At 79.0% G+C, this 14,907-nt stretch carries 10 protein-coding genes; 6 read left to right on the plus strand and 4 right to left on the minus strand.

Annotated features, from left to right (window positions below; translation table 11 throughout):
- The first annotated feature begins 90 nt into the window (after nucleotides 1–90).
- The 5 genes from SH587_RS21305 to SH587_RS21325 all read left to right on the plus strand — a co-directional run bounded on the left by SH587_RS21305 (nucleotide 91) and on the right by SH587_RS21325 (nucleotide 6,582).
- Entirely contained in the window at nucleotides 91–1,863 is a 1,773-nt protein-coding gene (locus SH587_RS21305) for a Kelch repeat-containing protein (RefSeq protein WP_320672670.1), read from the plus strand.
- Between the two features lie 12 nt (nucleotides 1,864–1,875).
- Nucleotides 1,876–3,618: a CHASE2 domain-containing protein gene (locus SH587_RS21310; protein WP_320672671.1), complete on the plus strand. Its 1,743-nt coding sequence runs from the start codon at nucleotides 1,876–1,878 to the stop codon at nucleotides 3,616–3,618.
- 398 nt (nucleotides 3,619–4,016) lie between these two features.
- Nucleotides 4,017–4,958: a tRNA glutamyl-Q(34) synthetase GluQRS gene (gluQRS, locus tag SH587_RS21315; RefSeq protein WP_320672672.1), complete on the plus strand. Its 942-nt coding sequence runs from the start codon at nucleotides 4,017–4,019 to the stop codon at nucleotides 4,956–4,958.
- A 48-nt stretch (nucleotides 4,959–5,006) separates the two neighbouring features.
- The gene (locus tag SH587_RS21320; protein ID WP_320672673.1) at nucleotides 5,007–5,402 is read left to right on the plus strand and encodes a hypothetical protein; all 396 of its coding nucleotides are present in this window, start codon (nucleotides 5,007–5,009) and stop codon (nucleotides 5,400–5,402) included.
- A 13-nt stretch (nucleotides 5,403–5,415) separates the two neighbouring features.
- Nucleotides 5,416–6,582: a ribonuclease D gene (locus SH587_RS21325; protein ID WP_320672674.1), complete on the plus strand. Its 1,167-nt coding sequence runs from the start codon at nucleotides 5,416–5,418 to the stop codon at nucleotides 6,580–6,582.
- On the opposite strand, the gene SH587_RS21330 is transcribed toward SH587_RS21325, so the two are convergent.
- The 4 genes from SH587_RS21330 to SH587_RS21345 all read right to left on the minus strand — a co-directional run bounded on the left by SH587_RS21330 (nucleotide 6,476) and on the right by SH587_RS21345 (nucleotide 12,014).
- Nucleotides 6,476–8,647 (minus strand): transglutaminase-like domain-containing protein, encoded by a 2,172-nt coding sequence (locus SH587_RS21330; RefSeq protein WP_320672675.1) that lies wholly within the window; start codon nucleotides 8,645–8,647, stop codon nucleotides 6,476–6,478. The genes SH587_RS21325 and SH587_RS21330 overlap by 107 nt on opposite strands.
- Nucleotides 8,644–9,633, minus strand: coding sequence for a DUF58 domain-containing protein (locus SH587_RS21335; RefSeq protein ID WP_320672676.1), 990 nt, complete (start codon nucleotides 9,631–9,633; stop codon nucleotides 8,644–8,646). The genes SH587_RS21330 and SH587_RS21335 overlap by 4 nt, the downstream gene beginning before the upstream one ends.
- A complete protein-coding gene (locus SH587_RS21340; RefSeq protein ID WP_320672677.1) occupies nucleotides 9,630–10,697 on the minus strand; it encodes an AAA family ATPase in 1,068 nt (355 codons plus the stop codon). Before SH587_RS21340 ends, SH587_RS21335 begins: the two co-directional genes overlap by 4 nt.
- 147 nt (nucleotides 10,698–10,844) lie before the next feature.
- Nucleotides 10,845–12,014: a hypothetical protein gene (locus SH587_RS21345; protein ID WP_320672678.1), complete on the minus strand. Its 1,170-nt coding sequence runs from the start codon at nucleotides 12,012–12,014 to the stop codon at nucleotides 10,845–10,847.
- 142 nt (nucleotides 12,015–12,156) lie between these two features.
- Between SH587_RS21345 and SH587_RS21350 the strand changes: the two genes are divergently transcribed.
- Nucleotides 12,157–14,862 (plus strand): helix-turn-helix transcriptional regulator, encoded by a 2,706-nt coding sequence (locus SH587_RS21350; protein WP_320672679.1) that lies wholly within the window; start codon nucleotides 12,157–12,159, stop codon nucleotides 14,860–14,862.
- Nucleotides 14,863–14,907: the final 45 nt, after the last annotated feature.

Genomic DNA, 14,907 nt, shown 5'->3' on the forward strand with positions numbered 1-14,907 from the left:
GCTGGGCGCCGATCGGCACCGCCGGGAGCGGCGACGAGGCGCCGCCCGCGCGGACGCCGGCTGGCGCTCGCCGCCGCGCTCGTGCCCGCGATGCTCGCCGTGCCCGCCGCGGCCGACGCCGCCGCCGGCTGGGATCCGGTGGCCAGCGATCCGGTCGCCGAGCAGGCCAGCACCGCCACGCTGCAGCCGGACGGGACCGTGTTGGTGGTCGCGCGGATGCCCGCGACCGAGGACCAGCCGGCCGCCACCCGCGCTGTCCGCTACGACCCCGACCGCAACGCCTGGGCCGACGCCGGCACGCTCGCGCTCGAGAGCGTCGACGCCGCCCTCCCCCTGCCCGACGGCCGCACGCTGGTGCTCGGCGTCGGCAGCGGCGACCGCGTCAACCGCGGCTGGCGGCCGCGGATCTTCGACCCGACCGACGGCTCGTGGACGACCGGGACCGACCTCGAGGTGAGCGGCGCCCCCGCCGTCACCGCGCTGCTGCCCGACGGCCGCGTGCTGGCGATCGGCCGCGACCGCGCGACCGACCGCGGCCGCAACACCGGCACCTGGATCTACGAGCCGAAGAGCGGCCGCTGGTCGGCCGCGGTCCCCTTCCCCGACCTGGTCCCCGAGACCGCCACCACCACCGGCGACGGCCGCGTGCTGGCGCTCGGCTCCGGCCTGGCCCCGGACGGCGCGACCGCCCGCAGCTTCGTCTACCGCGACGAGGGCCCGGGCAGCGACGGCCTCTGGAGCCCCGCCGGCCCGGTCGGGCTCGGCACCCCGCTGCTGGCCTCGGCGCGGACGCTCGACGGCAGCGTGCTGATGGTCCTCGGCCGGACCGCGACCTTCCGCGCCAACGTCTGGCGCTTCGACCCGCCGACCACCAGCTGGAGCACCACCGGCGGCGTCGACACCGTTCCCGGCGCGCTCGGGGTGCTGATGGCCAACGACCGGATGCTGCTGCTGGCCGACGAGGCGCGGGTCCGCGACCCGCTCTCCGGCCTCTGGAGCGCCGAGCCGCCGCTGACGAGCGCCCGCCGCGGCGGCCAGGTGACGGTCCTCCGCGACGCCCGGATCCTCTTCACCGGCCCGGCCACCGCCGGCGACGCCGCCGCCCCGGTGGCGCTGCTCGACCCGGGCCCGATCGGCGGTCGGCCCGACCCGCCGCCGCCCCCGGACGAGACGCCCGACGACCCGCCCCCGCCGCCGCCGGCCGATCCGCCGCCGCCCCCGGCGCCCGAGCCGGGCGTCCAGGCGGCCGCCGACGCGACCGCCGGCAAGGTCGAGGTCAAGGTGCCGGGCGCGACCGAGTTCAAGCCGCTCGACCCCCAGACCGCGGTCCCGGTCGGCAGCGAGGTCGACGCCCGCGCCGGCGCGGTCACGCTCCGCCTGCGGGCCACCCGCCCCTTCCGCGCCACCGTCCGCGCCGGCCGCTTCGTGCTGGCCCAGGGTCGCAAGCCGCCGTACACGACCGAGCTGCGGCTGGTCGGCAGCGGCTGCCGCAGCACCGCGCCGACCAAGGACCCGCGCGCCCCGCTCCCCGGCGGCGCCCGCTCGACGCTGCGGGCGGCGCTCCGGACCGCGGTCGCGACGCTCCAGAAGAAGAAGCCGCCGAAGACCCGCAAGACCGCCCGCAAGACCAAGCGCCCGCGGGTGCTGCGCGTGCGGCGGAGCGGCAACGGCGGCCTGCGGACGCGGACCAACGACGCGGTCGCCACCGCCCGCGGCACCGACTGGACCACCACCGAGGGCTGCGACGGGACCAGCTACAAGGTCCACCGCGGCTCGATCGTCGTCCGAGACCTGCGGACGAAGCGCAGTCGCACCGTCCGGACCGGGAAGACGCTGCGGGTCGCGGCCCGCGGCCGGCGCTGACGCGGCGCGGCGATGCGCCGAACGCGGTGGCTGCGGCTGGCGGCGGCGGTGGTGCTCGCCGCCGCGATCGCCGCCGGGCTCGACGCGCTCGGGGCGACCGAGCGAGCCGAGGAGAGCACGGTCGACGTCCGCTTCCTGCTGCGCGGGGAGCGGCCCGCCGACGAGCGGGTGGTGGTCGTGGCGATCGACGACGTCACGATCGGCAAGCTCGGCCTGACGTCGCCGCTGCCGCGCGACGAGCAGGCGCGGGCGCTGCGGAAGATCGCCGCCGCGCGGCCGCGGGTGGTCGCGATCGACCTCGTCTACCGCGGCGCCAGCCGGATCAACCGCGACGACACGCTCGGCGCCGACGACGTGGCGCTGGTCGACGCGATCGACAGCATCCGTCCGTCGGTGCTGGCGATCACCGGCCTCCACCGCGACGACCGCCCGGCGACGCTCGACTTCGTCCAGGGCCTGACGCTCGCCGACCTCGGCGCACGGGCCGGGCACACCGCCTTCGGCTCCGGCGCCGGCGGGGCCTTCCGGCGGCTGCCGGCGACGGTCGACGGGGTGCCGAGCATGCCGGCCGCCGTCGCCGCCGCCTGGCACGACCGCGGCCACGGCCCGCCGCGGCGACCTCGCGGGGTCGCTCCCGGGTCGTGGATCGACTTCCACGGCCCGCGCGGGACGGTCCCGACCTACTCGCTGGTCGACGTCCGCGACGGCCGCGTCCCGGCCTCGGCGTTGCGCGGCAAGGTGGTGGTGATCGGCGACACCACCAAGGCGGCCCAGGACGAGCACCCGACCGCCTGGGGCGGGCAGCTGATGTCGGGCGCCGAGATCGAGGCGCAGGCGATCGCGACCGCGCTCGAGGGCTCGCCGCTGCGCGACGCGCCCGGTGGGTGGAACGTCGCGCTGCTGCTGCTGGCGGCGGCGATCGTGCCGCTCGCCGGCCTCCGCCGCGGCGGCTTGACCCAGGCGCTGGCCGCCGCGATCGGGCTGGCGGGGATCGCCGGTGCCGCGCTGCTGGCCTTCGACCACGACCGGGTGCTGGAGGTCGTCCCGGCGGCGGTCGCGCTGGTGCTCGGGACGCTCGGCAGCCTGACGGTGACGCTCGGTCTCGAGCGGCTGGCCGAGCGCCGCGCCCGCGCGACCCTGCGCCGGTTCGCTCCCGCCGAGGTGGTCGAGGAGCTGCTGGCCGCCGACCGCCACGGGATCCCCCCGCGCGAGCTCGACGTGACCGTGCTCTTCTGCGACCTGCGCGGCTTCACCTCGTTCGCCGCCGGCCAGCCGGCCGGGGCGGTGATCACGATCCTCGACCGCTACCTGGGCGAGGTCACGGCCGCGGTGACGGCCCACGGCGGGACGGTCGTCTCGTTCCTCGGCGACGGCGTGCTGGCCGTCTTCGGCGCGCCGCTGCCGGCCGACGACCACGCCGACCGGGGGCTGGCCGCCGCGCGCGAGATCGTCGGCCGGCGGCTGGCGCGGTTCAACGCCGCCACCGGCTCGCGGTTCGCGATCGGCGTCGGGCTCCACAGCGGGCCGGTCGCGTCGGGGATCGTCGGTCCCGCGCACCGGATCGAGTACGCGGCGGTCGGCGACACCACCAACGTCGCGGCCAAGCTGGAGGCCGCGACCAAGACGGCCGGGGTGCCGCTGCTGGTCTCGGAGACCACCCGCGAGCGGCTGCGCGACCGCGACGGGCTGCGATCGGCGGGGAGCTTCGACCTCCGCGGCGCGGGCGGCGATCCGATCGAGGCCTGGACGGTGTGATCGCCGGCTTCGCGGCTCGCGTGGCGGATCAGCCCCGGACGCCGGGGGTCGACCGCCACGCGAGGAGGAGTCGCGGCCTCCGCGGACGTCGCGGCTAGGCCGCGGGCGGCTGCTCGGCCGGGTGGTCCTGGGCGTCGCGGCCCGGGATCGCGGTCCCGGTGCCGTCGCACCAGGGGCACGCGACCTCGTGCGGGGTACCCCCCGCGCCCGAGATCAGGCGCCCGGTCCCGCGGCACGGGCCGCACGGCGTCGGACCCTGCGGCTCGGCGGGCTCGGCGTCCTTGCGACCCGGTCGGCGTCGGTTGCCCTGCGTGGTGGCCATCGCGGGCGAGGATACGCACGGACGGCCGCCCGCCGCGCTCCGCCACCGCCGGCGGGCCCGGGCTAAGGTGACCGGGATGGCTTCGCGCGACGGCCGGTTCGCCCCCAGCCCGACCGGCACGCTGCACCTGGGCAACCTGCGGACGGCGCTGGTGGCGTGGCTGGCGGCGCGGTCGGCCGAGGCCCGCTTCCGGCTGCGGATCGACGACCTCGACCGCGGCCGCAGCCGCCCCGAGCACGAGGCCGGCCAGCTCGCCGACCTGCGGGCGCTGGGGCTGGAGTGGGACGGCGAGCCGCTGCGCCAGTCGACCCGCGACCCGGCCTACGCGGCCGCCGTCGCCGAGCTGGAGCGGCGCGACCTGCTCTACCCCTGCTGGTGCACCCGGGCCGAGATCCGCGAGGCGGCCAGCGCGCCCCACGGCGACCTGCCCGAGGGCGCCTACCCCGGCACCTGCGCGCGGCTCGACGCGGCCGGGCGGGCGGCGCGGGCGCGGGCGGCGGGGGACCGGCCCCCGGCCTGGCGGGTGCGAGCGGAAGCGGCCGAGGTGACCGTCGAGGACCGCGTCCTCGGCCCGCTCCGCGGCGTCGTCGACGACTTCGTGGTCCGCCGCGGCGACGGCACCCACGCCTACAACCTGGCGGTCGTGGTCGACGACGACGCGCAGGCGATCGGCGAGGTCGTCCGCGGCGCCGACCTGGCGTCGAGCGCGCCGCGCCAGGCGTGGCTGGCGGCGCGGCTGGGCCTGACCGTCCCGGCCTACGCCCACGTGCCGCTGGTGCTGACCCCCGACGGCCGCCGGCTGGCGAAGCGCGACGGGGCGGTCACGCTCGCCGACCGGCGGGCGCTGGGCGAGACGCCGGAGCAGGTCCGCGGGGCGCTCGCCGCCTCGCTCGGGCTGGCCCCCGCCGGGTCGCTGCCGTCGCTCGACGAGCTGGTCGCCGGCTTCGCGCTGGAGACGCTGCGGGGTCGCGGTCCGACCGCCTGGGCGCCCGCCGCCGGGCCGCTCGGCGACGGCTGACCGCGCGGCCGGCTCGCACGACGCGCCACGCTGCGGGATCATCCAGGCGTGTTCACCCCGGTCAAGATCGTGCGCTTCTGGCTCCCCGGGCTGATCTTCGTGATCGGCGCCGTGATGCTGATCGCCAGCCCCGACATCGTCGGCGTCGAGGGCGCCGCGATGATGCTCGGCGGTGGGCTCGGCGTCGCCGTCTCCAACCGCCTGCACCGGATCGGGCTCAAGGGCGAGCAGGAGCGCAACGAGGAGCTGGACGCGCGCGCCTTCCTCGACCGCTACGGCGTCTGGCCCGACGAGGCCTCGCCCGAGATCCTGGCCGAGGCCCGCCGCGACGGGATGCTGCCCGAGAGCGACGGCGACGCGCCCTCCCCGCCCGAGGCGGCGATCTCGGCGCTGCGGCCCCAGTTCCGCCGCGGCGACGTCCCGCGCCCGCGCCGCCGCGGGTAGCCTGCGCGACGACGTGCCCTCCTCCACCGACACGATCGTCCAAGAGCTCGCGGCCGCCGCGCGCGAGACCGGCCGGCTCGGGATCGACACCGAGTTCGTCGGCGAGGGACGCTACCGGCCGCTGCTGTGCCTGGCCCAGATCGCGGTCGACGTGCCGAACGGCGTCCGGATCGAGCTGCTCGACCCGCTGGTCGACGAGTTCGACCCGACCCCGCTGGCCGAGGTGCTGGCCGATCCCGCGATCGAGATCGTCCTCCACGCCGCCCGCCAGGACGTGGCGCTGCTGAAGCGGACCTGGAAGACCGAGGTCCGCGGCGTCTTCGACACCCAGGTCGCCGCCGGCTTCGCCGGGCTGCGGGCCCAGATGGGCTACGACGCGCTGCTGCGCGAGATGCTGCGGGTCAAGCTCCAGAAGTCGGCCAGCTTCACCCGCTGGGAGCAGCGGCCGCTGAGCGAGGAGCAGCGCCGCTACGCCGCCGAGGACGTCCAGCACCTGCTGCAGCTGGCGGTCGCGCTCCAGAACCGGCTGGTCGACCTCGGCCGGCTGGAGTGGGCGATCGAGGAGTGCCGGCCGCTGGAGGAGGTCCACGACAGCCGCGACCCGGACGACCTCTTCCCGCGGCTGCCGCGGATTGACCGCCTGGACCCGGCCCAGCGGGCGGTCGCCTACGCGCTGCTGGAGTGGCGCGAGGCGACGGCCGAGCAGGTCGACCGGCCGCCCTCGACCGTGCTCCAGGACCAGACGCTGGTCGAGCTGGCCAAGCGGCGGCCGACCAGCCGCGAGCGGCTGAAGCAGATCCGCGGCCTCTCCGAGGCCACCCTCCACCGCCGCGGCGACGCGCTGATCCAGGCGATCGCCCAGGGCCGCGACGGCGAGCCGATCCCGGTCCAGACCGAGCGCGCGCCGCGGACCGAGCCGGCCGACCCGGCGCTGGTGGTGCTGGCCGAGACGCTGGTCCGGACCCGTGCCGAGCAGGAGGAGCTGGCCTACGAGCTGCTGGCCAGCCGCGCCGACCTGCAGCGGATCGTCACCTCGTGGCGCGACGGACGGCCGGACGAGACGATCCGGACCCTCAGCGGCTGGCGCGCCGACCTCGTCGGCCGCGACGTGCTCGACCTGCTGGAGGGGCGCCTGGCGCTGCGGGTCGACGGCGACGGGCGCGTCGTCGCCGAGCGCTGAGCGGCCGCCCCAGCAGCAGCGTCAGCGCACCCCACCAGCCGCGGTCGCCGACCAGCGCCCGGCCGACCGCCCAGGGGCCCGGCCGCCGGGCCGCGTCCGCCGGCGCCGCCGCGGCGTAGGCCGCCCGCTCGGCGTCGCGGGCCAGGGCCGCCGTCCGCGGGCCGATCACGGCGACGCCGGTCGCCAGCGCGCCGGGAGTCGTGGCCGCGGTCACCGCCAGCCCGGCGCGGCGGGCGACGGCGCCGAGGCCATCCCAGCCGTCGCGCTCGCCGGCCGCGGGTCGCCGCCGGCGGACCGCGACCACCGTCCCGCCGCCGGCCAGCGCCGCCAGCAGCAGCACCACCAGCGTCCCGCCCGAGCCGCCCGGCGTCCCGCGCGCGGCCGCCGCGGCCAGCGGCACCGCCTCCGGGTCGACGGTCGCGTCGCCGGGCGGCGTCGGGTCGAACGGCACCCAGCCGAGCTCCGGGAAGTAGACCTCGATCCACTGGTGGGCGTCGACGTCGCGGACCTCGAAGCGGCCCGGCGAGACCTCGGTCCCGGTCGCGAAGCCGGAGACGACCCGGGTCGGGACGCCGGCCAGCCGCAGCAGCATTCCGGCCGCGCCGGCGAAGTGCTGGCAGTAGCCGCGGTGGGTCTCGGTCAGGAACTCGATCAGCGGCGAGATGCCGGCCGGCGGCAGGTCGGTGTCGTAGGTGAACCGCTGGCCGTCGCGCAGGTAGCGGAGGACCCGGTCGACGGCCTCGTACTGCGTGCTGGCGTCGCCGACCACTCGCCGCGAGATCGCCGCCACCGGGCCCAGCCGGCTGCGGTCGAGCCACTGCTCCAGCCAGGCGTTGCGGGGCTGCCCGAAGAGCGGCACCGGGCCCAGCCGGCGGCCGTCGCGGCGGCCGTAGGGCCGTCCGAGCGTGGTCCACCGCTCGAGCCGCGAGTCGCTCGGCAGCGGCGCCCCGCGCAGCTGGGCCAGCGTCGGGTCGACGACGTCGGCCGTGACCACGTAGCGGGCGCCCGGTCCCGGCACTCCCGGCAGCCGGCGGCTCTCCCCCGCGCCCGGGAACGAGGCCGGGACCGGCTCGCCGGGGTCGTCGGGCGGCTCGGCGGGGCCGGCGTCGGTCGGTCGTCCCGGCGCCAGCACCAGCGCGCTGCGCAGCCGGTCGATCCGGATCTCGACCTCGGTCGGGACCGCGCCGGGCTGCGGCAGCGGCTGCCAGGGACCGCCGTCGTCGCGGATCCGCCAGCCCCAGATCGTCATCAGGTCGAGCGTCTGCATCCGCCACAGGCCCGGGCGGTCGGCCCGGACCTCGAACATCGTCGCTCCGCTGCGGCGGCCCTGGAGCGGTCCGTACGAGGGCTCGACCTCGAGCGTCCGCAGCGGCTCCTGGCGGCGGAGCACGTCGCCGACGGCCAGCCACCGCTCCTGCGGCGCGGCCAGGTGCCCGACCAGCGCGGCCAGCAGCCCGATCGCCAGCGCCGCCGCCAGCGGCCGGGTCCAGCGCGGCGAGGGGCCGGCCGCCGTCCCCTGCCGCAGCCAGGCGAGGGCGGCGACCACGACGACCGCGCCCTGCCACGGCGGCAGCTCGCCCTGGCGGATCGTCAAGGCCAGCCCCCACGGCGCCAGCAGCAGCGCCAGCGCCAGCGGCCGTCGCAGCGCCCGCGGACCGGGGCCGCGGACCACCGCCGCCGCCAGCAGCGCGACGCTGCCGAACGCGATCAGGGCCAGCGTCAGCGGCCAGGCGCCGTCGAGCGGACTGGCGCTGGCCAGCCGCTCGAGCCCGACCGTGCCGTCGACCAGGCCGTCGCCGAGCCGCGACCACCGCGACGGCCAGAGGACGGCGATCGAGGTGCCGCCGATCGGCAGCGCCGCGACCGCCCACACGAGCAGCGCCAGCAGCACGTGGCGCGGCGCGATCCGCCCGACCAGCACCAGCCCGGCGACCGCGACCGCCGGCAGCACCCGCAGCTGGGCGCCGCCGAGCAGCGGCCACCAGGCGGCCAGCGCGACGGCCAGCAGCGCGGCCAGGCCGACCAGGTCGACGAGCGCGGCCCGGCGGGGCGGCGGACCGGTCACGCCGGCTCCCGGATCGCGACCACGCCCTGCGGCAGCGCCGGCCGCGGGGCCAGCTCGACGCCGGCCGGCGGCCGCGAGGCCCGCAGCCAGAGCGCCTCCTGGCCCGGGGCCGGGCGGACGACGGTCGCGGACCGCTCGAGCGCCGCCAGCCGCCGCAGCGCGTCGCGGACGGCCGCACGGTCGCCAGCGACCGCCCACGGCTCGCGGTCGCCGGGCAGCAGCAGCCGGCAGCCGCCGTCGCGGGCCAGCCGCTCCAGGTGGCCGGCGGTGGTGCGGGCGACCCAGTCGACGGCCTCGTCCTCGGCCGCGGCGGTGTCGACCACCAGCAGCGGCCGGGTGCTGGGCGCGGCGGCCAGCCGCCGCTCGTGCAGCTCGCCACCGCGGGCCAGCGAGCGCCAGTGGATGCGGGCGATCGGAGTGCCGGGGACGTAGGGCCGGAGACCGTCGGGCTCGAGGTCGCGACCGGCCGTGCCGCCGGCGTGGGCCCGCGTGGCCTCGGCGCCCGGGGCGGGCAGCACGGTCACCTGCTCGGGACGGCCGACGGCGATTCGCCGCTCGACGATCCCCAGCGGGTCGCGGATCCGCAGCAGCGTCGGCGCGACGGCGAAGCGGCCGCGGTGGCCGATCGCCAGCGCCGTCGCCGCGCCGGGAGCGGCCAGCGGGACCCAGCGGCCGTCGCCGTCGAGCCGCTCGACCTCGACCCCGGGGCCGGGACCGCGGACGACGTCGAGCGTCAGCGGCAGCGGCTCGCCCTCGCCGACCTCGTCACGGCCGAGCGTGCGGACGACGGCGATCCGGCGGGCGCCGATCGCGACCAGCAGGGCCCCGCCGACGACGGTCGCGACGGTCGCCGTGCCGACGGCGAAGAGCGCGGCCGAGCCGAGCAGCCCGGCGAGGCCGAAGGCGAGCAGGCCGGCGGCGAGCAGCGCCAGCGGCCGCCACGGCCGCGCGGCCCGGGTCACCGGCCGCCGGCCGCGCCGGCTCATCGCGCCGGGGTCGAGGCGAGGGAGTCCGCCACGATCCGGGCGACCGCCTCGGGGTCGCCGCCGGCGGTCTGGATCCGGTGGGTCAGGACGGCCGGCGCCAGCGTCTGGACGTCGTCGGGGAGGACGAAGTCGCGGCCGGCGATCGCGGCGTGGGCGCGGGCCGCGGCCAGCAGCAGCAGCCCGGCCCGGGGACTGGCGCCGACCTCGACCAGCGGGTGCTCGCGGGTGGCGCGCAGCAGCTGCAGCAGGTAGCGCAGCAGCAGGTCGCTGGCGTGGACGGTCGCGACCGCCGCCTGGGCCCGCTCGACGTCGCCGGGGCCGGCGACCGCGACCGCCTCGTCGGCCGCCTCGCCGCGCAGCAGCGACAGCTCGGCGTCGGGCTCCGGGTAGCCGAGCGAGACCCGGGCCAGGAAGCGGTCGAGCTGGGCCGGCGGCAGCGGGTAGGTGCCGTCGTAGCCGGCGGTCGGGTTCTGGGTCGCGACGACCAGGAACGGCGTCGCGATCGGGTGGACGACCCCGTCGACGGTCGCCTGCCGCTCCTGCATCGCCTCCAGCAGCCCGGACTGGGTCTTCGGCGTCGCGCGGTTGATCTCGTCGACGAGCAGGACGTTGGTGAAGACCGGGCCGGGGCGGAACTCGAAGCTGCCGCTGTCGGCCCGCCAGACGCTGGCCCCGATCACGTCGGCGGGCAGCAGGTCGACGGTCGCCTGGACGCGGGAGAACGCCCCGCCGATCGCGCGGGCGAGGCTGCGGGCCAGGCGGGTCTTGCCGACGCCGGGGTGGTCCTCGATCAGCAGGTGGCCGCCGGCCAGCAGCGTGGCCAGGACGATGTCGAGGGTGCCGTCGGCGATCCGCATCCCGCGGCGGACGCTGCGCCGCAGCCGCTGGGCGAGCGCGGCCGCGTCGTCGAGCGTCGGCGGGGCGCCCTGCTCGGGCGTCGGCAGCGGCGTCAGCGGGATCGGGGCGCCGTGGACGTCGCGCCCGCGCCCTGGAGGACGGGCCCCCGCCTCGCTGCGGGGGTCCTCATCGGGGAGTGGGGATCGACCGACCGAGTCCGTGCTCATCGTACGAGCGCCTCGCGCAGCCGAACCCGCCGCCGTCCGGGCCGGCGCGACCGGCGGAGCAGCGATCTCACCAGAGCGAGATCAAGGCTCCCTCTGCGTCACCATCGTGCGTCCTAAGTATGGCGCGCCGCCACGGGCGCGCGCCAGTCACGTCGTCAGGTCGCGCAGCTCGACGGCGCCGTCGTCGCGGGTCCACCAGCGCAGGCGCAGGCGACCGCCGGCGTCGATCGCGCACGACCAGGCCGCGGCGCCGTCCTCGCGGCGGTGCTCGGGGCTGCCGTCGGGGGCCAGCTCGGGGCGCACGTCGAGGTCGTCGGCCTCGCCGCGCTTGCCGGAGGCGATCCGGGCGGCGATCGCGGCCAGCGCCGCCGGCGACACCTGGTCGCGGTGGGCGGCGACCGCCTCGACGTAGCCCGGACCGAGCGCCAGCGGCCCGAGCGGACGCTGCCGGCGTCCCGCGTCGTGGTCGCGGGCCAGCCAGGCCGCCACGATCTCCAGGTGGTGCGCCCGCTCGCCGTCGCGGACGACGGCGGCCGGGATCGCCAGCCGCGCGAGCTGCTCGGGGGCGGCCGGCCGCGGGCCGCCGACGCCGTCGGCCTGGTCGACGCGGGCCTCGGCCAGCTTGCGCCGCAGCAGGTGGATCTCCTCGCGGGCCGCCTCGAGCGCCCCCAGCAGCAGCTGGCGGTCGCGGTCGGCGCCCGGCTCGGGGGCGGTCGCGGCCGGTGCCGGCGCGGGGGCGGCCGGTCGCGCGGGCGGGGCCGGAGCCGGCCGGTCCTCGCCGCCGGGCAGCGCCACCAGGTGCGGTCCGGCCGCGCGCGGGGCCGGCGGGGCGGGCGGGCCTTCCTCGACCCGGTCGCTCAGCACCTCGACCGCCCGCCGCCCGTAGCGGCCGGCGCGATCGAGCACCAGCGGATGGGCGCGCGGGTCGGCGCGCTCGTCGACCCCCGGCCACCAGACCCGCGCGGCCCCGCCGAAGACCCCGAGCTGGGGCGGCAGGCAGGCCGACAGCGCGCGGCTGGCCGGGCCCGTCCGGACCGCCCGCAGCAGCACCCCGCGGCCGACCGCCTCGCGCACGCGGCGGACGTCGAGCGCCGGCCGGTCCTCGCCGGCGCGGGTCGACAGGCAGACGATCGGCTGGCGGCGCCCGGGGTCCAGGACCTCGGCCGCCAGCTGCGCCCCCTGGTCCTCGCTCGCCGCGACGGCGATCCCGAGGTCGACGGGGTGCGGGCGCCGGGTCGCGGGTCGCCGGGTGCGACGAGCCGCGGTCCGCGGTGCCAGGGCACCGTCGGTCGGCACGTCGATCGGGTCGTGGCGCATGGAGCCTCCAGCGGTGGCGGTCGACCGGCGCGCCGGGACACGACCCGGCGCTCCGGAGCGGACCCTAGTCGGTCCACCGGTCGGGTCCCGTCGGCGGTGGACGAGCCTCGGATCCGCGGCTCCAGCGACTACCCTGCCCCGAGTGGAGCGGCTCCTCGAACGTCCCCGCGAGCGCGAGCGGCTGCGCGCCGCGCTCGCCGCCGCGGCGGACGGCGTCGGCGGCGCGATCGTGCTCCGGGGACCGGCCGGGATCGGCAAGACGGCGCTGGCCACCGAGCTCGCCGAGGAGGCCGCCGCGCGCGGGATCGCCGTCCGCCGGACCGCCGGAGACGACCTCGACCGCGAGCTGCCCTGGGCGACCGCCCGCCGCCTGCTCGGCCGCGACGCCGCCCGCGCCCCCGCCGACGCCTCGCCCGACGCGACCGCGGCCGCCGTCCGCGAATCGCTCTTCTGGCGGGTCGCCGACCTCTGCGAGGACGGTCCGCTGCTGCTGCTCTGGGACGACGCGCACGCCAGCGACCCGCGCTCGGCCCGCTTCCTCGCCTACCTGGCCCGCCGCGCCGCCGACCTGCCGCTGCTGGTGGCGATCACCGTCCGCGACGGCGACGACGAGCAGCTGCCGGCCGACGTCCGCGACGACCTCGACCAGCTGCCGACCCTGCGCCCCGCCCCGCTCTCCGACGCCGCGATCGGCGAGCTGACCGCCCGCCGGCTGCCGAACGCCGGGGCCGAGGTCGCCCGCCGGGCGGCGGCGGTCAGCGGCGGCAACCCGCTGCTGGCGCGGGCGGTGATCGAGAACGCCGCCCAGGGTGCGCCGGCCGGCGGTCCGACCACGATCGACGGCACCGTCACCGCCCGGGTCCGGCGGCTGGGTCCCGAGGCGACCGCGGTCGCCCAGGCCCTGGCCGTGCTCGGCGACCGCGCCCCGCTGCGGCGGATCGCCGCCCTCGCCGAGGTCGATCCCGAGCGGACCGCCGCGGCGATCGACCGGCTCGACCGCTACGACGTGGTCGAGGCCGGCACCGAGCCCGCCTTCCGCCACCCGCTGGTCCGCGACGCGCTGCTGCGGACGATCGGCCCGGCGACGCTCGCCGGCCGCCACCGCCGGGCCGCGACCGTGCTCCGCGAGGACGGCGCCGACGCCGAGGCGATCGCCGCCCACCTGCTGCAGGCGACCGGGGTCGGCGACGCCCGGGCCGTGACCGACCTCTGCACCGCCGCCGAGCGGGCACGGGCCGCCGGTGACGCCCACGCCGCCGCCCAGCTGCTGCAGCGGGCACTCGACGAGCCGCCCGAGCCGGCCCGCCGCGCCGACCTGCTCGGGCGGCTGGCTCGCACCCAGGCCGCCGCCGGCGATCCGCTGGCGGGCGCCTCGTTCGCGGCCGCGGTCGCCGCCAGCGAGCGTTCCGACGACCGCGTCGCGCTGCACTACGACGCGGCGATGGCCAGCTGGCAGGCGGCCGACTACCCGGGCGCCGTCGACGGCTTCGACCGCGCGCTGGCCGAGCTGCCGGCGACCGCGACCGCCGAGCGGCGCCGGATCCGCGCGGCGCGGCTGGGCGCGCGCTTCCTCGACCCGCGCCGCGACGAGGCGCTGGAGATCGAGGAGCTGCTGGGCCGCGGCGAGGCCCAGACCCCGGAGGATCGCGGCGCGCTGGCGATCGCCGCCCTCGCCCAGGTGCTGTTCCTCGACGGCGACGCCGAGCGCTGCGCGGCGCTGGCCGAGCGGGCCTGGGCCAACGGCCAGCTGCTGCGCGACCGCGGCCCGAGCGACCCGGCGTGGAACTTCGTCACCGGCGCCTTCACCGGCAGCGGCCACGGTGACCGGACGCTGGCGGTGGCCGGCGCGGTGCTCGCCGAGGCCGGCCGCCTGGGCGATCCGATCTCGGCCGCCAACGCCTCGTACGTGCGCTCGGCCGGCCACCTGGTGCGCGGCTCGCTGGCCGACGCGCTGGCCGACGCCGAGCAGGCGCTGGCCGGCCGCGAGCACGGCTGGCACCAGTACGTCGGCGCCAGCGCGGCGGTCGCCGTCCGGGTCCGGATCGAGCGCGGCCAGCTCTCCGAGGCCCAGGCGCTGCTCGACGAGATCGCCGGCGACGGCCTGCCGCCGTCGCTGGCCTACTCCAGCTTCCACGAGGCCCGCGCTCGGACGCTGCTGGCGGCGGGAGACCCGGAGGCGGCCTGGGCGGCGGTCGAGGACGCGCGGCGGGCCTCGGAGGGCTTCTCGACCCTGCTGCTGAACGAGTGGCGGACGACCGGCGCCCACGTGCGGCTGGCGCTCGGCGACCGCGCCGGGGCGATCGCGCTGGCGGCCGAGGAGGAGGCGAGCGCCCGCCGCTGGGGCGCCCGCCGGCTGCTGGCGCTGGCGCTGCTGGCCGCCGGCGCGGCCGAGCAGGGCGCGGTCGCGGTCGCCCGGCTGCGCGAGGCGGTCGAGGTCGCCGACGGGGCCGACGACCGGGTGCTGCGGGCGGCCACCCGGGTCGAGCTGGGCGTGGCGCTGCGGCGCGAGGGCCAGCGCGACCAGGCCGCGACCGTGCTCGCCGACGCGCTCGACCGGGCGGCGCGCTGCGGGGCCCAGCGACTGGCCGAGCGGGTCCGCGACGAGCTGCGGCTGCTCGGCCGGCGACCGCGGCGCGACGCCCTCCGCGGCGTCGACGCGCTGACGCCGTCGGAGCTGCGGGTGGTGCGGCTGGCCGCCGACGGCCTGACCAACCGCCAGATCGCCCAGCGGCTGTTCGTGACGGTGAAGACGGTCGAGAAGCACCTCGGCGGCGCGTACCCGAAGCTCGGCGTCCGCGGCCGGGCCGAGCTGACCGCGGCGCTCGCCGACGTCAGCGAGACGGGCTGAGCGGGGCGGGGCGTCCGCTGCTCGGCGGGTGCGGGTGGCGCGGCG

The sequence above is a fragment of the Patulibacter defluvii genome, from assembly GCF_034096925.1.
GTDB lineage: Bacteria > Actinomycetota > Thermoleophilia > Solirubrobacterales > Solirubrobacteraceae > Patulibacter > Patulibacter defluvii.